The organism is Arenimonas maotaiensis (assembly GCF_014638745.1).
In the GTDB taxonomy this organism is placed as follows: Bacteria; Pseudomonadota; Gammaproteobacteria; order Xanthomonadales; family Xanthomonadaceae; genus Arenimonas; species Arenimonas maotaiensis.
Window position 1 is genome coordinate 643,532 of sequence record NZ_BMFO01000002.1, and the last position, 19,565, is coordinate 663,096.

At 67.3% G+C, this 19,565-nt stretch carries 18 protein-coding genes and 1 other RNA gene; 9 read left to right on the forward strand and 10 right to left on the reverse strand.

From position 1 onward, the window contains the following. Positions 1 to 73: 73 nt before the first annotated feature. From IEV56_RS07210 to ssrA, 4 genes are all read right to left on the reverse strand, one after another. Positions 74 to 2,311, reverse strand: coding sequence for a nitric-oxide reductase large subunit (locus tag IEV56_RS07210; RefSeq protein ID WP_188449259.1), 2,238 nt, complete (start codon positions 2,309 to 2,311; stop codon positions 74 to 76). Between the two features lie 75 nt (positions 2,312 to 2,386). Further along, positions 2,387 to 3,133 carry a helix-turn-helix domain-containing protein gene (locus IEV56_RS07215; RefSeq protein WP_188449260.1) on the reverse strand — a complete coding sequence of 249 codons (747 nt, stop codon included), beginning with the start codon at positions 3,131 to 3,133 and terminating at the stop codon, positions 2,387 to 2,389. A gap of 106 nt (positions 3,134 to 3,239) precedes the next feature. Next, positions 3,240 to 4,934, reverse strand: a complete 1,695-nt coding sequence (locus IEV56_RS07220; RefSeq protein ID WP_188449262.1) for a cation:proton antiporter domain-containing protein — start codon at positions 4,932 to 4,934, stop codon at positions 3,240 to 3,242. Positions 4,935 to 5,159: 225 nt separating this feature from the next. Next, positions 5,160 to 5,512: a transfer-messenger RNA gene (ssrA, locus tag IEV56_RS07225) on the reverse strand. Positions 5,513 to 5,674: 162 nt separating this feature from the next. Between ssrA and IEV56_RS07230 the strand changes: the two genes are divergently transcribed. Further along, positions 5,675 to 6,124 (forward strand): anti-virulence regulator CigR family protein, encoded by a 450-nt coding sequence (locus tag IEV56_RS07230; protein ID WP_188449264.1) that lies wholly within the window; start codon positions 5,675 to 5,677, stop codon positions 6,122 to 6,124. 46 nt (positions 6,125 to 6,170) lie between these two features. On the opposite strand, the gene smpB is transcribed toward IEV56_RS07230, so the two are convergent. Beyond that, complete coding sequence (gene smpB / locus IEV56_RS07235) at positions 6,171 to 6,671, reverse strand: SsrA-binding protein SmpB (RefSeq protein WP_188449270.1); 501 nt, start codon at positions 6,669 to 6,671, stop codon at positions 6,171 to 6,173. 34 nt (positions 6,672 to 6,705) lie between these two features. Here smpB and IEV56_RS07240 point away from each other — a divergent pair, with 34 nt between their 5' ends. After that, a complete protein-coding gene (locus tag IEV56_RS07240) occupies positions 6,706 to 7,131 on the forward strand; it encodes a type II toxin-antitoxin system RatA family toxin (RefSeq protein WP_188449272.1) in 426 nt (141 codons plus the stop codon). Continuing rightward, positions 7,124 to 7,432, forward strand: a complete 309-nt coding sequence (locus IEV56_RS07245) for an RnfH family protein (RefSeq protein ID WP_229730206.1) — start codon at positions 7,124 to 7,126, stop codon at positions 7,430 to 7,432. Before IEV56_RS07240 ends, IEV56_RS07245 begins: the two co-directional genes overlap by 8 nt. Before the next feature lie 41 nt (positions 7,433 to 7,473). On the opposite strand, the gene IEV56_RS07250 is transcribed toward IEV56_RS07245, so the two are convergent. Beyond that, complete coding sequence (locus IEV56_RS07250) at positions 7,474 to 7,857, reverse strand: outer membrane protein assembly factor BamE (RefSeq protein ID WP_188449273.1); 384 nt, start codon at positions 7,855 to 7,857, stop codon at positions 7,474 to 7,476. 81 nt (positions 7,858 to 7,938) lie between these two features. Between IEV56_RS07250 and fur the strand changes: the two genes are divergently transcribed. Then, positions 7,939 to 8,346, forward strand: a complete 408-nt coding sequence (gene fur, locus IEV56_RS07255) for a ferric iron uptake transcriptional regulator (RefSeq protein WP_188449275.1) — start codon at positions 7,939 to 7,941, stop codon at positions 8,344 to 8,346. 104 nt (positions 8,347 to 8,450) lie between these two features. Here fur and recN read toward each other — a convergent pair whose 3' ends face one another. Then, positions 8,451 to 10,124, reverse strand: a complete 1,674-nt coding sequence (gene recN, locus IEV56_RS07260) for a DNA repair protein RecN (protein ID WP_188449277.1) — start codon at positions 10,122 to 10,124, stop codon at positions 8,451 to 8,453. Positions 10,125 to 10,236: 112 nt separating this feature from the next. Here recN and hrcA point away from each other — a divergent pair, with 112 nt between their 5' ends. The 5 genes from hrcA (at position 10,237) to IEV56_RS07285 (ending at position 15,887) form a co-directional block, all read left to right on the forward strand. Then, complete coding sequence (gene hrcA, locus IEV56_RS07265) at positions 10,237 to 11,268, forward strand: heat-inducible transcriptional repressor HrcA (RefSeq protein ID WP_188449279.1); 1,032 nt, start codon at positions 10,237 to 10,239, stop codon at positions 11,266 to 11,268. Between the two features lie 59 nt (positions 11,269 to 11,327). Continuing rightward, a complete protein-coding gene (gene grpE / locus IEV56_RS07270) occupies positions 11,328 to 11,846 on the forward strand; it encodes a nucleotide exchange factor GrpE (protein WP_188449281.1) in 519 nt (172 codons plus the stop codon). A 76-nt stretch (positions 11,847 to 11,922) separates the two neighbouring features. Continuing rightward, positions 11,923 to 13,830, forward strand: coding sequence for a molecular chaperone DnaK (gene dnaK, locus IEV56_RS07275; RefSeq protein WP_188449283.1), 1,908 nt, complete (start codon positions 11,923 to 11,925; stop codon positions 13,828 to 13,830). A 77-nt stretch (positions 13,831 to 13,907) separates the two neighbouring features. Next, entirely contained in the window at positions 13,908 to 15,026 is a 1,119-nt protein-coding gene (gene dnaJ / locus IEV56_RS07280; RefSeq protein WP_188449285.1) for a molecular chaperone DnaJ, read from the forward strand. Positions 15,027 to 15,203: 177 nt separating this feature from the next. Next, positions 15,204 to 15,887, forward strand: coding sequence for a murein L,D-transpeptidase catalytic domain family protein (locus IEV56_RS07285; RefSeq protein ID WP_229730207.1), 684 nt, complete (start codon positions 15,204 to 15,206; stop codon positions 15,885 to 15,887). A gap of 40 nt (positions 15,888 to 15,927) precedes the next feature. Here the strand turns inward: IEV56_RS07285 and IEV56_RS07290 are convergent, their stop codons facing one another. The 3 genes from IEV56_RS07290 to xseA form a co-directional block, all read right to left on the reverse strand. Further along, complete coding sequence (locus IEV56_RS07290; RefSeq protein WP_188449289.1) at positions 15,928 to 16,365, reverse strand: META domain-containing protein; 438 nt, start codon at positions 16,363 to 16,365, stop codon at positions 15,928 to 15,930. A gap of 62 nt (positions 16,366 to 16,427) precedes the next feature. Further along, on the reverse strand, positions 16,428 to 18,188 hold the full coding sequence (locus IEV56_RS07295; protein WP_188449291.1) for an ABC transporter transmembrane domain-containing protein: 1,761 nt from the start codon (positions 18,186 to 18,188) through the stop codon (positions 16,428 to 16,430). Beyond that, complete coding sequence (xseA, locus tag IEV56_RS07300) at positions 18,178 to 19,533, reverse strand: exodeoxyribonuclease VII large subunit (protein WP_425488567.1); 1,356 nt, start codon at positions 19,531 to 19,533, stop codon at positions 18,178 to 18,180. The genes IEV56_RS07295 and xseA overlap by 11 nt, the downstream gene beginning before the upstream one ends. Positions 19,534 to 19,565: the final 32 nt, after the last annotated feature.

Genomic DNA, 19,565 nt, shown 5'->3' on the forward strand with positions numbered 1-19,565 from the left:
AAGGCAAGTCCTACCTGCAGGGCAAAAAAAGGGCCGCTTGCGCGGCCCTGGAGGAGGCAATCGGATGGCTGTGTTATTTGCGCGGCGCGACCCACAGCCGCAGCACGAACCAAGCCAGCAGCAGGGCGCCGATCGAGAAGAGGGTGTCGCCCGGCACCCGCATCCAGACCAGCAGGTCGATGATCGGACGGCCCATGAACTCGGCCGAGCGCGCGAACCAGTAGCCGTGTTCGAGCGCGGCGTCCAGCTGCAGCAGGCCCATCGGCAGCAGGGTCAGCAGCGCCATCAGGCTCAGACCGATGTTCAGCGCCCAGAAGCTGCCGCGCAGCCATTTCTCGTTCCAGACCACGTCCGGCTTCAGGCCGCGCAGGCAGAACAGCAGCAGGCCGATGCCGAGCATGCCGTACACGCCGAACAGGGCGGTGTGGCCGTGCAGCGGGGTCAGGTTCAGGCCCTGCATGTAGTACAGCGCCAGCGGGGTGTTGATCAGGAAGCCGAACAGACCGGCGCCGACCAGGTTCCAGAACGAGACCGCGATGAAGAACAGGATCGGCCACTTGTAACGCGCCATCCACGGCGTGGCTTTGCTGTGCGACCAGCTCTCGTAGGCCTCGAAGCCGATCAGCGCCAGCGGCACCACTTCCAGCGCCGAGAACGAGGCGCCGAGCGCGACCACCGCAGTGGTGGTGCCGGTGAAGTACAGGTGGTGGAAGGTGCCGAGGATGCCGCCGGCCATGAACACGATGGTGGCGAACAGCACGTTGACGGTGGCGGTCTTGCCGCGCACCAGGCCGAGCTTGACGAACAGGAAGCTCATCACCGCCACGGCGAACACCTCGAAGAAGCCTTCGACCCACAGATGCACCACCCACCAGCGCCAGTATTCCACCATGGAGAGATGCGTGTGCTCGCCCCACATCAGGCCGGCGGCGTAGAACATGCCGATGGCCACGGTGGACAGGAACAGCAGGCCGACGATCGAGCTCATCTCGTCCTTGCGGCGCAGCGCCGGCCACAGGGCGCGGCCCATCAGCACCAGCCACAGCATCAGGCCGACGAACAGGAAAGCCTGCCAGAAGCGGCCGAGGTCGACGTATTCCCAGCCTTGGTGGCCGAACCAGAAGTTGTCGGCCAGCCCCAGTTTCTGCATCACCGCGAACCACTGTCCGGCGAAGCCGCCGACCACGATGATCAGCAGGCAGACGAACAGGAAGTTGACGCCGGCGCGCTGGAATTTCGGCTCATGGCCGGAGATCGCCGGCGCGATGTACAGACCGGTGCCGAGCCATGCGGTGGCGATCCACAGCACCGCCAGCTGGGTGTGCCAGGTACGGGTCAGCGCGTACGGCAACACCTCGGCCAGGTTGATGCCGTAGAAGTTCTGGCCTTCCACCTGGAAGTGCGCGGTGGTGGCGCCGAGCAGGATCTGCACCAGGAACAACGCCAGCACCACCCAGAAATACTTGGCGGTGGCCTTCATCGACGGCGTCAGCGCCAGGCCCTTGAGCGGGTCGTTGGCCGGCGGCGTCGGCGCGCCTTCGCGGCCGTGGTACACGGCGTAATGCCAGCCGAGCAGGGCGATGCCGGCGATCATGAACAGCACGCTGAACACCGTCCACAGGAAGGTGCTGGAGGTCGGTTTGTTGCCCACCGCCGGATCGTACGGCCAGTTGTTGGTGTAGCTCATGGCCTGTCCCGGGCGCTCGGTGACCGCGGCCCAGGAGGTCCAGAAGAAGAATGCGCTCATCTGCCGGCGGTGCTCGGCGGTATCCACCGTGCCGTTCTTCATGGCGTAGGTCTCGCGCAGGTCGGCGCCGGCCGGGTCGTCGCTGAACACCGTCTCGTAGTGCGACGCCACCGCGGCGATGGCCTCGGCGCGCTGGTCGGGAACGGTCAGCGTGGCGGTGGCCGGGTCATAGCGGTTGGCGCGGATGTCCGGCTGCAGTTCGGCCTGCAGTTTGGCCTGCTCGCCCTTGCCCAGTTCCGCATACGGCTTGCCGAAGCCGGCCTTGGCGCGCAGGTCGAGCCAGGCTTGTGATTCGCGGTGCAGCCAGTCCGCGCTCCAGTCCGGCGCCACCAAGGCACCATGGCCCCAGATCGAGCCCAACTGTTGGCCGCCGATGCTCTGCCAGACCTGACGGCCGGTTTCGATGTCGGCGCGGGTGAACACGGTCCGCCCGCTTTCGGTCACCACCTGTTGTGGTATCGGCGGTTGTTGACGGTGGATTTCCCCGCCCATCCAGAGCAGGACCCCGAAGCCGATGGTCAGCAGCGTCAGCAGCCCCACCCACAGTTTTCTTGTCGTATCCATCACACAATCCTCGTTTGAGTCGTGTCATGGTCGCGTGCCGGGCCGGCCGGACGCATTGACGCAGGTCAAGCGCGCTCAATCGCGCAGGACGGGCTTGGCCAGGGCTTCCAGGGCAGGGCGGTCGCGCAGGCTGAATTCGCGCCGGTCGACCGCGATCAGGCCGCCGTCCTGCAGACGGCGCAGCACGCGGCTGACGGTTTCCGGCGCCAGCCGCAGGTAGTTGGCCATGTCGGTCCGGCTCATCGCCAGCAGCAGTTCGCTCGAGGAAAAGCCGCGCGCGGCATAGCGCCGGGCGATCGAGATCAGAAACGCCGCCATGCGCTGTTCGGCGCTGTAATCGCCGGCCAGCAGCGCGGCCTTGTTGATGTCCTGCGACAGCAATCGGAACAGATGCGCCTGCAGACCGGGCATCTTGGCCGCCAACAAGGCCATCTTGGGGAACGAGAACCGGCACAGCATCACGGTGTCGAGCGCGACCACGTTGCACGGATAGCGGTTCTGGTGGATGGCGTTCAGGCCGACCACCTCGCCCGGCAGGAAGAAACCCAGCACCTGTTCGTCGCCGTTGTCGTCCAGCACGGTGGTCTTGACCGTGCCGGCGCGCACCGCGGCGATGGCCTTGAACTCGTCGCCCTCGCGGAAGATGACGTCGCCTTCGTGGAACGGGCCGATGTGCTCGACCAGCACGTGCAGATCCATCAGCGCCGATTTGTCCAAACCTTCCGACAGGCAGGCCTGCGAGAACGCGCAGGTGCTGCAGAAACGCAGGGCGTCGCCGTCGTCGGCGGGCGCAGGCTGTTTGCGGGTGGGGGTGTAGGTCATGCCGGCCACCGGTCCTGCCGGTTCAGGGCGAAGTGCGGGCGGCGGCGGGGCGACACGGAACGGAGGGGCATGGGCCTATTATACGCAAACCGCTGGCGGGGGATATTCAGGTCAGCCGGCGCTGGATGTCGGCCACCATGTTGCGTGCCAGCTCGCGCTCGCCCAGGAATACCGTGGCCAGGCCTTCGTGTTCGAACAGCGCGGCCTCTTCGGCGTTGTGGGTGCGCGCCACCACCGCGATGCCCGGGTTGAGCGTCTTGGCGGTGTCGATCATCTGCCGCACGCCGACGGTGTCCGGCACGGCGATCACCAACAACGCGGCCTCCGGCACGTGCGCCTGGCGTTGCACATCGGGGCTTTCGGCGTCGCCGTACACCGCCGACAGCCCGTCCTTGCGCAGGTCGTCGACGCGTTCGCGGTTCTGATCGACCACCACATGGCGCACGCCCTGTTCGCGCAGGGCGCGGCTGATGCGGCGGCCGACCCGGCCATGGCCGATCAACACCGCGCGCACTGGTTCGCCGGCCTGCGCTTCCCGGCCGCTCAACTGGCACAGCGGATCGCTCGGCGGCGCCTCGGCGCTGCCCGCCGGGAACAGACCGCGTAGCAGGCGTTCCATCGGCGCGATGCCAACGAAGGTGGCGGCGTTCAGCGCGATCGACACCAACGCACCGGCCAGCACCAGGCTCTGGCCTTCCGGCGGCAGCAGGCCCAGCGCCACGCCCAGGCCGGCCAGGATGAAGCTGAATTCGCCGATCTGCGCCAGGCTGGCGCCGACGGTGAGCGCGGTGTTCAGCGGATAGCGGAACAGCAGCACGATGGCGACCGCCGCCACGGTCTTGCCGACCAGGATGATGGCGACCGTGGCGACCAGCTTGCCCGGCTCGTTCCAGACCACGGCCGGATCGAACAGCATGCCGACCGAGACGAAGAACAGCACCGCGAAGGCGTCGCGCAACGGCAGCGATTCGTCGGCGGCGCGGTGGCTGAACTCGGATTCGCGCATCATCATGCCGGCGAAGAAGGCGCCGAGCGCGAACGAGACGTCGAACAGCTTGGCGGCGCCGAACGCGAAGCCGATGGCGACCGCCAGCACGCTGAGCGTGAACAGCTCCTGCGAGCCGGTGCGGGCCACGAACCAGAGTACCCGCGGCAGCACGCGCCGGCCGACCAGCAGCATGAACGCGATGAACGCGACGACCTTGGCCAGGGTGATGGCCAGCGTCTGCCACAGCGCGCCGGAATCGGCCGGTGCGGCGCCGGCTTCGGGCGCGCCGAGCACGCCCGACAGCGCCGGCAGCAGCACCAGCACCAGCACCATCACCAGATCCTCGACGATCAGCCAGCCGACCGCGATGTTGCCGTTGATCGAGCTCAGGATGCCGCGCGTCTCCAAGGCGCGCAGCAGCACCACGGTACTGGTCACCGACAGGCACAGCCCGAACACCAACGCGCCGCCGGGGCTCCAGCCCCACCACAGCGCCACGCCCATGCCCAGTGCCACCGCCACCGCGATCTGCACGATGGCGCCGGGCACCGCGATGCGGCGCACCGACATCAGGTCTTCCAGCGAGAAGTGCAGACCGACGCCGAACATCAGCAGCATCACCCCGATCTCGGCCAATTGCCCGGCCAGCCCCACGTCGGCCACGAAACCGGGTGTGGCCGGCCCGATCACGATGCCGGCCAGCAGATAGCCGACCAGAGGCGGCATGCGCAGACGGGCGGCGATGAAGCCGAAGATCATGGCCAGGCCGAAGCCGGCGGCAAGGATGGCGATCAGGCTGACGTCATGGGGCATAGGCGTTTCTCGGGAAGGCGGCGTCGCCGGGCCGTGGCAACGCCGGCGGCGGTCCGGGTCGGCCCGTTGCGGGTCGAAAGGAAGTGTTTCACTCTATCTCAAGACCTTGAATCGGAAGTGAAATTCCGGTTAGTCGAGTGGTTTTTTGAGATATAGGCCGCCAGCAGGCTCTCGGGATATTCCGCCGCAGTTACGAAAAAACCCCGCCGGAGCGGGGTTTTCGATTGGTGGAGGTGGGGGGAGTTGAACCCCCGTCCGAAAGCGCGCCATTCCCGGCACTACATGCTTAGTCCGTTGTTCGATCTCGTCGGCAGGCAACACAACGTACGAAGCACACCTGCAGACATACCCGCTTTATTTAATCCCGGACTGACGGGTCGCCATCCGAAACGGTTCCGTGATAATGACCCTACACCGGCGAGCACGGACACAAGCGGGTTCGGGGCTAGGCCTTAAGCGGCCAGAGCGTAGTTGTCGTCGTTGGCAACTAGAGTTTTGCTACTGGATTAACGAGGACAGTCGCCCCCTCGGCATGCGCCAGACAACTTTGCAACCCCCGTCGAAGCCAGAACACCCCCGAAGGTGGAACGAAATCGTCCAACACCGTCAGTATGGGGGCGGCGCGCGTCGATGGCAAGGCCGGTCTTGAACGCGTCCTGAACCGGAATCGCGGCGGCTTGCATCGGCCGGCCGGCCGGTGCTTAATGGAAAGCCGCAATTTCACCCGCAAGGAGCCTGCCATGAAACGACTGCACGCCATCCTGTTCGCCGCCGCCGGTTTCGCCGTCAACGGCGCGGCCCTGGCCAAGAAGCCGGACGATGCCGGCCCGCCGGCCCACGCAATGCAGGGCAAACACGACGACGACAAAGGCCGGCACGGCGGCAAAGGCCACGACGACCGTCGCGAATCGGCGCTGCGTTACGCCGGCATTTCGGTCGGTGACGCCCGCAAATGGAAAAAGCAGTACCGCGTGGGCGGCTACAAGCCCTTGCCGCCGGGTATCCGCAAGAATCTGGCGCGCGGCAAGCCGATCCCGCCGGGCATCGCCATGACCCGCCTGCCGGACGGCTACGTGCGCCATCTGCCGCGTTACGAAGGCTACGAATGGCGCGGTTACGGCACCGACCTGGTGCTGGTGCATCTGCTCAGCAACAAGATCGCCGACGTGATCCTGGACGCGCTGGACTGAGCGCCGCCGCCGAAACCGGAAGCCCCGCAGCGCAGGGCTTCTTCGTTCAGGCGTATTTGTTCTTGGCGCGCATGGCCTGCTGCTTCTCGCGCTGCCAGTCGCGGTCTTTGCTGGCCTGTCGCTTGTCGTGCGCCTGCTTGCCCTTGGCCAGCGCGATTTCCAGCTTGACCTTGTTGCCTTTCCAATAGCAGGCGGTCGGGATCAGAGTGTAGCCGTCGCGTTCGACCTTGCCGACCAGCTTGTCGATTTCATGCCGGTGCAACAGCAGCTTGCGCGTGCGGCGGTCGTCGGCGATGACGTGCGTCGAGGCCTGTATCAGCGGCGTGATCTGCGCGCCGAACCACAGGATCTCGCCGCCTTTGACCACCGCGTAGCTTTCGCCCATCGCCAGCCGGCCGGCGCGGATGGCCTTCAGCTCCCAGCCCTGCAGACTGATGCCGGCCTCATAGCGGGCCTCCAGATGGTATTCGTGGCGCGCGCTTTTGTTCAGGGCGATCGTCTTTTGGCCCTGGCTTGCGCTATTCTTGTCGGTGTTCTTCTTAGCCATCCGGCTATTGTCGCCGATTCGCCTCAGGTACGCCATGCCACAGATCCAACGCCACGCCCTGGTCCGCCATTCCGCCAAGCGCATGTACGATCTGGTCAACTCGGTGGCGCGCTACCCGGAGTGGTTCCCCTGGTGCACAGGCTCCGAGGTGCTGGAGCACGGCGAGGAACTGATGCGCGCGCGGCTGGAGCTGCGCGTAGCCGGCATCCGCAGCGCGTTCACCACCCGCAATACGCTGGAGCCGCCGCACCGCATCCGCATGCAGCTGGAGGAGGGTGCGTTCAAGCACCTGCGCGGCGAGTGGATCTTCCACGTGCTCAGCGAAGACGCCTGCAAGGTCAGCCTGAGCTTGGACTTCGAGGCCAACGGCTTGGTGGCGCCGGCCTTCGCCATGGGCTATCAGGGCCTGGCCGACAAGATGGTCGACGATTTCTGCCGGCTGGCCGACCGCGATGTCTGAGCCGATCGAGATCGAAATCGTCTACGCCGAACCGCAGCGCTACTGGTGCCAAACGCTGCGCCTGCCGGCCGGCAGCCGCGTGCAGGATGCCTTGGCGCGTCTGGATCCGGCCGCGTTCCCGGACGGATTGACCTGGGATGCCGAGCGGCTGGCGGTGTACGGCCGCAAGGTCAAGCCGACCGAGCCGTTGCATGCCTTCGATCGCATCGAGCTGCTGCGCCCGCTGACCCGCGACCCGAAGGACACCCGCCGCCTGCGCGCCGCCGCCAATCCGCTGAAACGGCCGTTGCCGAGGCCATGAAAAAGGCGGCCGAAGCCGCCTTTTCGCCAATCCTGCACCGATCAGCGCTTCTTCTTGTCTTTGTCCTTCGGCAGGTTGCCGAATTTGGCCATTTCGGCCGCCAGCGCGGCGTCCTGTTCCGGGAAATACTCGCCTTCCCAGCGCGCCACGGCATCGCCTTCGAAATGCACGGTGAAGGTCTTGATTTCGGTTTCGCCGTGGCCGCGGCGTTGGCTCGCCACGTAATCCCAACGTTCGGCATGGAACGGGTCCTGCACCGAGGGCGAACCGAGCAGGGCGAACACCTGCTGGCGTGTCATGCCGGCGGCCAGTTGGTCGACGTTGGCCTTGTCCAGCAGGTTGCCTTGGAACACCGGCTGGCGGTACACCACGTGGCAGGCGGAGAGCAGCAGGCTGAGCAGGGCGAGGGCGAAGAGACGGCGCATGGGCTTGTTCACAGGGGAATCCGGTTGGCTTCAATGATACACTAGCTTCCGACCGGAAAAAGCGGAAAAAGTTGCCCGAACATGACCGATCAAAGCCACGACCTGAAGAAGCTGGGCCTGAAAGTGACCCATCCGCGCATCCGCATCCTGGAGATCCTGGGCGCGGACGGCGTACGCCACCTCAGCGCCGAAGACCTGTACCGCCGGCTGATGGCCGATGGCGAGGATATCGGTTTGGCCACGGTATACCGGGTGCTGACCCAGTTCGAGGCCGCAGGCCTGGTGGAGAAGCACAATTTCGAGGGCGGCACCGCGGTGTACGAGCTCGACCGGGGTCAGCACCACGACCACATGGTATGCGTGGAGACCGGCAAGGTCATCGAGTTCGCCAACGCCGAGATCGAGGCGCTGCAGAAGCGCATCGCGGCCGAGCACGGCTACGAAATCGAAGACCACAGCCTGGTCCTGTACGTTCGCCCGAGAAAATGACCCGGTAGGGGCGCTACTTGCTACGCCCTTTTAAATTGTTTCCGATACATCAAATCGGGCGCAGCAAGCAGCCAAATCGGGCGCAGCAAGCAGCGCCCCTACGATTACGGATTGCCGGCCTGTGCCAGCATCGCCTCGGCGTGCGCCAGGGTCTGCGGCGTCAGGGTCACGCCGCCCATCATGCGTGCGATTTCGCGCACCCGGGCCTCGCCGTCCAGCGCCGTAACCTGGCTTTCGGTGCTGTCGCTGGCGATGCGTTTGGCCACCTGCAGGTGCTGATGGCCCAGGCTGGCGACCTGCGCCAAGTGGGTGACGCACAGCACCTGGCAACGGCCGCCGAGCGCGCGCAGCTTGCGCCCGACCACTTCCGCCACCGCGCCGCCGATGCCGGAGTCGACTTCGTCGAACACCATGGTCGGCGTCGGATCCAGGCCGAGCGTGGCCACTTCAATGGCCAAGCTGATGCGCGCCAGTTCGCCGCCGGAGGCGACCTTGCGCAGCGCCCGCGGCGGCTGGCCGGGGTTGGCCGAAACCAGGAATTCGCAGCGCTCGCCGCCCTGCGCCTGCGGCGTGGCGTCGGCGTTGGCTTCCAGTTCGACCACAAAACGGCCGCCGGCCATGCCCAGTTCGTCCATCAACGCCGACACCGCCTGCCCCAGACGTTCGGCGGCATCGCGCCGGCGGGCGGAAAGGGCGGCGGCCGCCGCGCGCCAGGCTTCGGCTGCGTCCTTGAGTTCGGTTTGCAGCCGCACGGCGGCATCGCCGCTGCCGCGCAGCTGTTCCAGCTCGGCGTCCAGCGCCTCGCATTTGGCCTGCAGTTCATGCAATCCGACCCGGTGCTTGCGCGCCAGTTCGTGCCAGTGCCCGAGTTGGGCGTCCAGTTCGGCGATTTCGGCCGGATCCAGCTCGATGCCGTCCTGCAGGTGGCGCAGCTGCGACAGCGCCTCCTTCAGCTGTACGTCGGCCGATTCCAGCAGACCGTGCACCTCGGCAAGGCCGGCGTCGCTGTCCTGCCAGCGGGCGATTTGCGCCATGCCAGCGCGCAACAGGGCCAGCGCCGAGGTGCCGTCCTCGCCGTCCAACAGGCTGGCGGCGGCGGCGCAGGCGGCCAGCAGTTGGCCGGATTGGCTTTGGCGTTTGTGCCGCATCACGGCGGTTTCGATGTGTTCCGGTTCCAGCGGTTGGCGGCGCAGTTCGGCCACTTGGTGCTGCAGGTAGTCGATGCGCTCGCCGACGTCGCCGCGGCGCTGCAGGTCATCCAGCGCCTGCTTCAGCGACAGCCAGTGCCGGTGCGCGGTACGCACCGCTTCGGCTTCAGCCTGGCATTGCCCGAAGGCGTCCAGCAGGCCCAGTTGCTGCCGGCGATCCAGCAGGCGCTGTTGTTCGTGCTGGCCGTGAATCTCCAGCAGCAAGCCGCCGAGTTCGCCCAACTGCGCGGCGGTGGCGGCGCGGCCGTTGATCCAGGCCTTGGAGCCGCCGTCGGCGCGGATCACCCGCCGCAGCTGGCAGGTGTCGCCGTCATCGAGTTCGTTCTCGCGCAGCCAAGCCAAAGCCTCGGGCGCATCATTCAAGTGGAATTCCGCGCTGAGTTCGGCGCGTTCGGCGCCGTGCCGGACCATGCCGGATTCGGCGCGCGCGCCGCTCAGGCACAGCAGGGCGTCCACCAGCAGCGATTTGCCGGCGCCGGTCTCACCGGTGACCACGGTGAAGCCCGGCCCCAGCGGCAGGCCGTGCGCCGAAACCACGGCGAAATTGCTCAATGCCAAGTGCGTCAACATGCCGCTATTTTGCCCGATTTGGCGGCGGAAAAACCGGCACGGTTCCGAATCGCGGCTCGGAATTTTCCGCGACGCCCTTGCCATCGCCTAGCTTTGCCCTAAGCTATAGACCATGTTGCCGCTCGACCCCCGCGCCCGCCGCCTCCTGCACGCCCTGATCGCCCAGCACATCCGCGAGGGCGCGCCGGTGCCCAGCCGGGTGCTGGCCAAACAGGCGGGGCTGGAGGTCAGCCCGGCTACCATCCGCAACATCATGGCCAATTTGGAAGACGTGGGCCTGCTGGCCGCGCCGCACACCTCGGCCGGCCGGGTGCCGACGCCACAGGCCTACCGCCTGTTCGTGGATTCCCTGCTGGAGGTCGCGCCGTTGCGCGAAACCGAGATCGAACGCCTGCGCGAGCACATCGCGCCCGGCGTGGGTACCCAGACCCTGCTGGCGCAGGCCAGCGAGATGCTGTCGGCGATGAGCCAGTTCGTCGGCGTGGTCACCGTGCCGCAGCGTCTGCAGTCGGCGTTCAAGCACATCGACTTCGTGGCGCTGGACGACAACCGGGTGCTGGTGATCCTGGTGTTCCCCGACAACGAGGTGCAGAACCGCATCCTGCAGCTGCCGCGGCCGATTGCGCCGGAGGCGTTGATGCAGGCCGCCAATTACCTCAACCGGCATTTCGCCGGACAGGGCTTCGCGCAGATCCAACGCCAGCTGCTGGCCGAGATGCAGCAGGCCAAATCCGAGATGGACGGCCTGCTGAACGCGGCCTTGGACATCTCCGGCCAGCTGATGGCGGCCGAAGCGCGCCCCGAGGACATGGTGCTCAGCGGCCAGACCCGGCTGATGGGCGTCGACGGCCTGTCGGACATGGAGCGCCTGCGCGGTCTGTTCGAGGCCTTTTCGCGCAAGCGCGAGATCCTCGGTCTACTGGAATCCTGCGCCGGCGCCGAGGGCGTGCGCGTGTTCATCGGCGAGGAAAGCGGTTTGGCGCCGCTGGCCGGCTGCACGGTGATCACCGCGCCGTACGCCAGCGAGGGCCAGGTGCTGGGCGTGCTCGGCGTCATCGGCCCGACCCGCATGCCGTACGAGCGGGTCATCCCGATCGTAAAGGCCACCGCCGACCTGCTCGGCGACGCCTTGAAACCGGCCTGAGGCGTCCCCAAATCCGGAAAGCGCCCCGGATTGGCGGGCGGTTTTCCCATGGACGCAACATGCACGCAGACAACGACATCCCGGACATCCCCGAAACCACCGCGGCCGCGGCCGACGCCCAGCAGCAGCTGCTCGGCGACCTTGAACAGCTGAAGGCCGCCGTGGCGCAGATGCAGGAAGAACGCCTGCGCGAACGCGCCGAACTCGACAACCAGCGCAAGCGTCTGGCGCGCGATGTCGAGCAGGCCCGCAAGTTCGCCAACGAGCGCCTGCTCGGCGACCTGCTGCCGGTGTTCGATAGCCTGGACGCCGGCTTGGCCGCGGCCGGCACCGAGCCCAATCCGTTGCGCGAAGGCCTGGAGCTGACTTTCAAGCAGCTGCTGAAGGTGGCCGGCGACAACGGTCTGCAGCGGGTCGATCCGGTCGGCCAGGCCTTCGATCCCGATCGCCACCAGGCCATCAGCCGGACCGACAGCGCCGAACATGCGCCCGACACCGTGGTGCAGGTGTTCCAGAAAGGCTACCTGCTGAACGACCGCTTGCTGCGTCCCGCGCTGGTGGTGGTCTCGGGTTCTTGAAATCCGCGGCGCGCACCCCACATCCGGTAACAGGGGCGGCGACGCCGGACACATTCGACATTTGAGGAGACAGACAATGGGCAAGATCATCGGCATCGACCTGGGCACCACCAACAGCTGCGTTTCCGTGATGGAAGGCGGCGTCGCCAAGGTCATCGAAAACTCGGAAGGCGACCGTACCACGCCGTCCATCGTGGCCTTCACCAAGGACGGCGAAGTCATCGTCGGCGCCTCGGCCAAGCGCCAGAGCGTGACCAATCCGAAGAACACCTTCTACGCGGTGAAGCGCCTGATCGGCCGCAAGTTCACCGACGCCGAAGTCAAGAAGGACCTCGACCTGGTGCCGTATTCGATCGTCGCGCACGACAACGGCGATGCCTGGGTCGCCACCGCCGACGGCAAGAAGATGGCGGCGCAGGAAATCTCCGCGCGCGTGCTGGAGAAGATGAAGAAGACCGCCGAAGCCTATCTGGGCGAAGCCGTCACCGAAGCGGTGATCACCGTGCCGGCCTACTTCAACGACTCCCAGCGCCAGGCCACCAAGGACGCCGGCCGCATCGCCGGCCTGGACGTCAAACGCATCATCAACGAACCGACCGCGGCCGCGCTGGCCTACGGCCTGGACAAGAAGGGCGGCGACCGCAAGATCGCGGTGTATGACCTGGGCGGCGGCACCTTCGACGTCTCGATCATCGAGATCGCCGAAATCGACGGCGAGAAGCAGTTCGAAGTGCTGGCCACCAACGGCGACACCTTCCTGGGCGGCGAGGACTTCGACATCCGCGTCATCGACTTCCTGGTCGAGGAGTTCCAGAAGGAGCAGGGTATCGACCTGCGCAAGGACCCGCTGGCCCTGCAGCGCCTGAAGGACGCGGCCGAACGAGCCAAGATCGAGCTGTCCAGCTCGCAGCAGACCGACGTCAACCTGCCGTACGTCACCGCCGACGCCTCCGGTCCGAAGCACCTGAACATCAAGCTGACCCGCGCCAAGCTGGAAGCCCTGGTCGAGGACCTGGTCAAGCGCACCATCGAGCCCTGCCGCACCGCGCTGAACGACGCCGGCCTGAAGGCTGCCGACATCTCGGAAGTGATCCTGGTCGGCGGCATGACCCGCATGCCGAAAGTGCAGGCGGCGGTGGCCGAATTCTTCGGCAAGGAGCCGCGCAAGGACGTCAACCCGGACGAGGCCGTGGCCATCGGCGCGGCGGTGCAGGGCGGCGTGCTGGCCGGCACCGTGAAAGACGTGCTGCTGCTCGACGTGACCCCGCTGAGCCTGGGCATCGAGACCATGGGCGGCGTGTTCACCAAGATCATCGAGAAGAACACCACCATCCCGACCAAGGCCTCGCAGGTGTTCTCGACCGCCGAGGACAACCAGAGCGCGGTGACCGTGCACGTGCTGCAGGGCGAACGCGAACAGGCCCGCTTCAACAAGTCGCTGGCGCGCTTCGACCTGGCCGGCATCGACGCCGCGCCGCGCGGCATGCCGCAGATCGAGGTCAGCTTCGACATCGACGCCAACGGCATCATCCACGTCTCGGCCAAGGACAAGAAGAACGGCAAGGAACAGCGCATCGAGATCAAGGGCGGTTCCGGCCTGAGCGAGGAGGAGATCCAACGCATGGTGCAGGACGCCGAGGCGCACCGCGAGGACGACCGCAAGTTCCACGAGCTGGTCGGCGCCCGCAACCTGGCCGACGCGGCGGTGCACAGCACCCGCGCCGCGATCAAGGACCACGGCGACAAGGTGCCGGGCGAACAGCTGGCCGCCATCGAGACCGCGCTGTCCGAGCTGGAGACCGCGATGAAGGGCGACGACAAGCCCCAAATCGAGGCCAAGACGGAATCGCTGAGCCAGGCCGCGCAGTCGCTGTACGCCGCCGCATCGGCCGCCGCGCAGCCGGAAGGCGAGGCCCAGGCCAAGCCGGCCGGCGACGACGTGGTCGACGCCGAGTTCACCGAAGTCAAGGACGACCAGAAGTAATCCCGCCGTACCCGACCCACGCCGGTTCTCCGCCGGCGTGGGTTTTTCCGTGAACACGAACCGGATTTTTCCCGAGCATGAGCAAGCGCGACTATTACGACATCCTGGGCGTGGCCCGCAACGCCTCGGACGAGGAGTTGAAGAAGGCCTATCGCCGTCTGGCGATGAAGCACCATCCCGACCGCAACCCCGGCGACGAGAAGGCCGAGCACGCGTTCAAGGAAGCCAAGGAAGCCTATGAAGTGCTCAGCGACGCCGGCAAGCGCCGCGCCTATGACGCGCACGGCCACGCCGCGTTCGAGCACGGCATGGGCGGCGGCGCCGGTTACGCCGACATGGGCGACATCTTCGGCGACATCTTCGGCGACATCTTCGGCGGCGGCCGCGCCCAGCGCGGTCCGCGCCGCGGCTCGGATCTGCGCGTGGTGCTGGAACTGGACCTGGAAGAGGCGGTGGCCGGCGTCGAGAAGCGCATCGACATCCCGACCTTGGTGGCCTGCGAGCCCTGCCACGGCTCGGGTTCGGAAGACGGCAAGGTCGAGACCTGCAAGACCTGCCAAGGCCGCGGCCAGGTGCGCATGCAGCGCGGCATCTTCGCCGTGCAGCAGCCATGCCCGAACTGCGGCGGCCGCGGCGAGACCATCGCCAAGCCCTGCAAAGCCTGTCACGGCCAAGGCCGCACGCAAAGCCAGAAGACGCTCAGCGTCAAGATTCCGGCCGGCGTCGATACCGATGACCGCATCCGCCTGCAGGGCGAGGGCGAAGCCGGCCCGGCCGGCGGCGTGGCCGGCGACCTGTACGTGGAAGTGCATGTGCGCGAGCACGCGATCTTCCAGCGCGACGGCAACGACCTGTACTGCGAAGTGCCGATCCGTTTCAGCCAGGCCGCGCTCGGTGCCGAACTCACCGTGCCAACCCTGCAGGGCGAAGCCTTGGTCAAGGTCCCGGCCGAAACCCAGACCGGCAAGGTGTTCCGCCTGCGCGGCAAGGGCGTGAAATCGGTGCGCAGCCACGCCACCGGCGATCTGCTGGTGCGGGTGGTGGTGGAAACCCCGGTCAACCTCACCGCCAAGCAGCGCGAGATGCTGGCCGAGTTCGAAAGCACCTTCGCCGGCGAAGAGGGCGCCAAGCACTCGCCGAAATCGAGCACGTTCTTCGACGGCGTGAAGTCCTTCCTCGACCGGATGATGTCGTAATCGCATCTGCCGTGTTGTTGCCGATACTGTGCGCGCGGTCACGCGGTGGCTGCGCCGTGCCCATCGGTTAACTCTATCTTAATGAATTCATTCAGGTTTATTCAGGATTCCGGCTTGTGTTCAGGGCCGGTATTGGCTACTGTGTCCAGAATGCGTTCTTTTTCCGCGAGGTATCGCATGCGTCCATTGTTCCTGCTGTCCGCCGCGTTGGCGTTGCCGCTGTCGGCCCATGCCGATGAGGCCGCCCTGATCCAGCGTCTGGCGCCGAAACTCAGCCCGGCGGTGGTCAAGGAAGCGCTGACCGCCATGCAATGCGCCCAGAACCACGGCGTCGGCCAGCTCGCGAGCCGCTTGGCGATCATCGATTACACCATCCCGTCGCGCCTGCCGCGGCTCTGGGTGTTCGACCTGAAAGCGCAGAAGCTGCTGTTCGAGGAACACGTGGCGCACGGGCAAGGTTCCGGCGAGGACGTGCCGAAGGCCTTCTCCGACCGTGAAGGCAGTCACCAGACCAGCCTCGGTCTGTTTTACACCGACACCACCTACCAGGGCGGCAACGGCTATTCGCTGAAGCTGCACGGCCTGAGCAAGGGCTACAACGAATCGGCCATGCGCCGTCTGATCGTGATGCATGGCGCGCCGTATGTGAATCCGGCCGCGGCGCCGGCCAAAGGCCGCTTGGGCCGCTCCTGGGGTTGTCCGGCGGTGCGCACGGCGGTGGCCAGGCCGATGATCGACACCCTGAAACAGGGCCAGTTCATCTACGCGCATGGCCCCGGCACGCAGGTGCTGTCCGAGTGCCGCACCGAGAACCTGTCGCTGGCGTCCCTCACGCCCGGCTCGCGCGAACGCGCCCGCTGAAAAAAACGCCCCGATTGGGGCGTTTTTTTCAGGGCGGAAATTACGGCTTCGGCGCCGGCGAGAACCGGTAGATGCCGCCGTCGGCCATCAGCGCCACGTGCAGTTGTCCGTCCTTCAGCACGAACGAGCGCACGTACGGCATGTCCTTGCGGATGCGGTCGTACAGCGAACCTTCGCCGCAGAACGCCAAGGTGCTGCGCAGCATGCCGAATTCCAGCCCGGACGGCGGCGTGTAGGTATAGCGGCCGCCGAGCGTGTTGCAGTCGGCCTGGATGCTGACGTTGCCCTCGGCGTCGAACGCGATGCCGTAGCGGCGGGCGCCGTCGGGCGTGACCGTGGTGTCGTCCATGTACTCGATGCGTTCAAGCCGCCAGGCGCTGCCGGCCAGCGGGTCGGCCGGTTTCGCCGGTACCCCGGCGCAGGCACCCAGCAGGGCGGCGGACAGCAACGGCAAAGCGATACGGACGCGGTGACGCATGGCAGGCTCTCCCTAGGCGGCATTGGCCGCCATCATGCCACGGCCGCGGCCGACGCGCGAGTTCAGGCCGCGCCGGCGCTTTGTTCGAACTGCAGGCGGGCCAGTTCGGCGTACAGGCCGTTTTCGGCCATCAGGCTCTGGTGCGTGCCGGTGGCGACCACGCGGCCCTTGTCCATCACCACGATGCGGTCGGCCTTCAGCACGGTGGCCAGGCGGTGCGCGATGACCAGCGTGGTACGGCCGCGCATCAGGTGCTCCAGCGCGGTCTGCACCGCGCGTTCGGATTGCGCGTCGAGCGCGCTGGTGGCCTCGTCCAGCAGCAGGATGGGCGCGTTCTTCAGCAGCGCGCGGGCGATCACCAGCCGCTGCTGCTGGCCGCCGGACAGGCGCGCGCCGCGTTCGCCGAGCTCGCTGTCCAGTCCCTCGGGCAGGGCCTGGATGAAGTCCCAGGCCTCGGCCGCGCGGCAGGCGGCGATCACCGCGTCGTCGTCGGCGTCCAGGTCGCCGTAGCGGATGTTGTCGCGCGCGCTGCCGGCGAAGATCACCGGGTCCTGCGGCACGATGGCGATGCGTCCGCGCAGGTCCGCCGCCGGCCATTGCCGGACATCGAGTCCGCCGACCGAGATATGGCCGGATTGCGGGTCGAAGAAACGCAGCAGCAGCTGGAACACCGTGCTCTTGCCGGCGCCGGACGGTCCTACCAGGGCCACGGTTTCGCCGGGCCGGATATCGAGGCTGAAGCCGTGCAGGGCGCGTTCGTCCGGCCGGCTCGGATAGCCGAAGGCGACATCCTCGAAGCGGATCGGCAATTCGCCCGCGGGCAGGGCATGCGCCTGCGCCGGCGCCGTCAGGGCGCCGGTGCGGGCCAGCAGTTCGCCGATCCGGTTCATGCCGCCGCCGGCGCGCTGGACCTCGGCCCAGACTTCGGCCAAGGCGCCGACCGAGCCGGCGCCGATCATGGCGTAGAACACGAATTGGGTCAGGGTGCCGGCGCTCATCTGCCCGGACACCACGCTGCGCGCGCCCGACCACAGGATCAGGGTGATGCCGCCGAAGATCAGCAGGATCACCAGCGCGGTCAGTCCGGATTGCATCGAGATGCGCCGGCGCGCGGCCTTCAGCGCGTAGTCGATGGCCGAATCGTAGCGCGCGGTTTCGAAATCCTCGCGCGCGAAGCTCTGCACCGTGTGCACGGCGGCGAAGGCTTCGCCGGCGCGGGCGTTGGCGTCGGCCAGGCGGTCCTGCGCGTTCTGCGAGGCGCCACGCACGCCGCGTCCGGACAGCACCATCGGCAGCACCAGCAGCGGGATGCCGACCAGCACGAACACGCCCAGGCGCGGGGCGGTGACCACCATCATCACCGCGCTGCCGATCACGGTGATGCCGCTGCGCAGCGCCACCGACATGCTGGAGCCGATCACCGAACGCAACAGTTCGGCGTCGGCCGACAGCCGCGACAGCAGTTCGCCCGAACGCGTCTCCTGGAAGAAGCCCATGTCGAGCCGGATCAGGTGCGCGTACAGGCGCTTGCGCAGGTCGGCCACGACCTTCTCGCCGAGCAGCGACACGAAGAAGAAGCGCGCGGCGGTGGCCAGCGCCAACAGCGCGGCGACCGCGAACAGCAGGATGAACCAGCGGTCGATGTCGCCGTCGCGCGAGAAGCCCTGGTCGACCAGATGCTTGATGGCGACCGGGAAGAACAGCGTGGCCGCGGACGACAGCGCCAAGGCCGTCAGCCACAGCGCCAGCAGCGGACGATGCGGACGCAGATAGGGCAACAGGCCTTTCAGCGAGGTGATCGGGGAGTTCGGTTTATCGGTCATCGGAATTCACGGTAAGGGACAGGCTGCCGTCGGCCAGGCGCGCGTCGAGCCGCTGGCCGGGCGCGGTTTGGCGGACGGAGTGGATGACGCGGCCGTCGCCGTCGCGCAGGATGCTGTAGCCGCGGCCCAGGGTGGCCAGAGGGCTCAGCGCGTTCAATGCGCCGCCGGCCTGCTTCAGGCGCGCCAGCCGGGCATCCAGCCCGCGTTGCAGACCGCGGTGCAGGCGCAGCTGCAAGCCAACCACGCCGGCGCGTTGCAGGGCGATCCGGTGCTGCGGTCCGGCCCGCTCCAGACGATGCGCGCAACGGCGTACCGCTTCGGCCTTGCCGGCCAGCCGTTCGAGCAAGGCGTGCCGCAGACGCAGGTGCAGGCCATGCAGGTTCTGCCGGCCGGCCTGCAGGCGTTGCGCCGGACGCAGGGCCTGCAGGCGCAGATAGGCGATATCGCAGCGTTGTCCGGCGTCGCGCAGCCGGGTATCGAGCCGTTCGGCGAGTTTGCGCCGGCTGTGGGCAATACGCGCCAACAGTTCGGTGCGGTCCGGCGACAGCAGTTCGGCCGCGGCCGAGGGCGTCGGCGCGCGCAGGTCGGCGGCGAAATCGAGCAGGCTGACGTCGACCTCGTGGCCGATGGCCGACACCACCGGCACCGGGCTGTCGGCCGCCAGCCGGGCCAGGGCCTCGTCGTTGAACGGCCAGAGGTCCTCCAGCGAGCCGCCGCCGCGGGTGATCAGGATGGCGTCATAACGGCCGCTGGCGATGGCGGCCTGCAGGCTGGCGCGGATCTGCGCCGCGGCATCGCTGCCCTGTACCGGCACCGGCCACAGCTCCACCGGCAGCAGCGGGTGCCGGCGCGCCAATACCGTCAGCACGTCGTGCACGGCGGCGCCGCGCGGCGAGGTCAACAGCGCCAGCCGGCGCACGAAGGCCGGCAGCGGCTTCTTGCGCGCCGGCGCGAACAGGCCTTCGGCCTCCAATTTTCGTTTCAGCGCCTCGAACGCCTGCTGCAGCGCGCCTTGGCCGGCGGGTTCGATCGACTCGACCGCCAGTTGGTAATCGCCGCGCGGCTCGTACAGGGTCACGCGCGCGCGCACCAGCACCTGCTGGCCGTCCTTCACCGGTTGCGGCAGATACAGGGCGCGGCTGCGGAACATGGCGCAGCGCACCTGGGCCTGGCTGTCCTTCAGGGTGAAATACAGATGGCCGGAGGCCGGACGCGCCAGATTGCTGATTTCGCCCTCGATCCAGATCTGGGCGAAGTTCGATTCCAGCAGATTCTTGGCCAAGGCGTTGAGCTGGGCCGGTTTCAGCACGCGCCGCGCCGGCGCGGTGGGGGAGGATTCGTTCACCGCCATAGGATACCCGAGCGAGCCGGCCCCGG

Bases quoted from the DNA above. Each gene is read 5' to 3' on its own strand.
- IEV56_RS07245 (WP_229730206.1), top strand. From the start codon at position 7,124: ATGTCTGAGCCGATCGAGATCGAAATCGTCTACGCCGAACCGCAGCGC.
- IEV56_RS07295 (WP_188449291.1), bottom strand. From the start codon at position 18,188: ATGACCGATAAACCGAACTCCCCGATCACCTCGCTGAAAGGCCTGTTG.
- hrcA (WP_188449279.1), top strand. From the start codon at position 10,237: ATGTTGCCGCTCGACCCCCGCGCCCGCCGCCTCCTGCACGCCCTGATC.
- IEV56_RS07250 (WP_188449273.1), bottom strand. From the start codon at position 7,857: ATGCGCCGTCTCTTCGCCCTCGCCCTGCTCAGCCTGCTGCTCTCCGCC.
- dnaK (WP_188449283.1), top strand. From the start codon at position 11,923: ATGGGCAAGATCATCGGCATCGACCTGGGCACCACCAACAGCTGCGTT.
- IEV56_RS07285 (WP_229730207.1), top strand. From the start codon at position 15,204: ATGCGTCCATTGTTCCTGCTGTCCGCCGCGTTGGCGTTGCCGCTGTCG.
- smpB (WP_188449270.1), bottom strand. From the start codon at position 6,671: ATGGCTAAGAAGAACACCGACAAGAATAGCGCAAGCCAGGGCCAAAAG.
- IEV56_RS07240 (WP_188449272.1), top strand. From the start codon at position 6,706: ATGCCACAGATCCAACGCCACGCCCTGGTCCGCCATTCCGCCAAGCGC.
- dnaJ (WP_188449285.1), top strand. From the start codon at position 13,908: ATGAGCAAGCGCGACTATTACGACATCCTGGGCGTGGCCCGCAACGCC.
- IEV56_RS07215 (WP_188449260.1), bottom strand. From the start codon at position 3,133: ATGACCTACACCCCCACCCGCAAACAGCCTGCGCCCGCCGACGACGGC.
- fur (WP_188449275.1), top strand. From the start codon at position 7,939: ATGACCGATCAAAGCCACGACCTGAAGAAGCTGGGCCTGAAAGTGACC.
- recN (WP_188449277.1), bottom strand. From the start codon at position 10,124: ATGTTGACGCACTTGGCATTGAGCAATTTCGCCGTGGTTTCGGCGCAC.
- IEV56_RS07230 (WP_188449264.1), top strand. From the start codon at position 5,675: ATGAAACGACTGCACGCCATCCTGTTCGCCGCCGCCGGTTTCGCCGTC.
- IEV56_RS07210 (WP_188449259.1), bottom strand. From the start codon at position 2,311: ATGGATACGACAAGAAAACTGTGGGTGGGGCTGCTGACGCTGCTGACC.
- IEV56_RS07220 (WP_188449262.1), bottom strand. From the start codon at position 4,934: ATGCCCCATGACGTCAGCCTGATCGCCATCCTTGCCGCCGGCTTCGGC.
- grpE (WP_188449281.1), top strand. From the start codon at position 11,328: ATGCACGCAGACAACGACATCCCGGACATCCCCGAAACCACCGCGGCC.
- IEV56_RS07290 (WP_188449289.1), bottom strand. From the start codon at position 16,365: ATGCGTCACCGCGTCCGTATCGCTTTGCCGTTGCTGTCCGCCGCCCTG.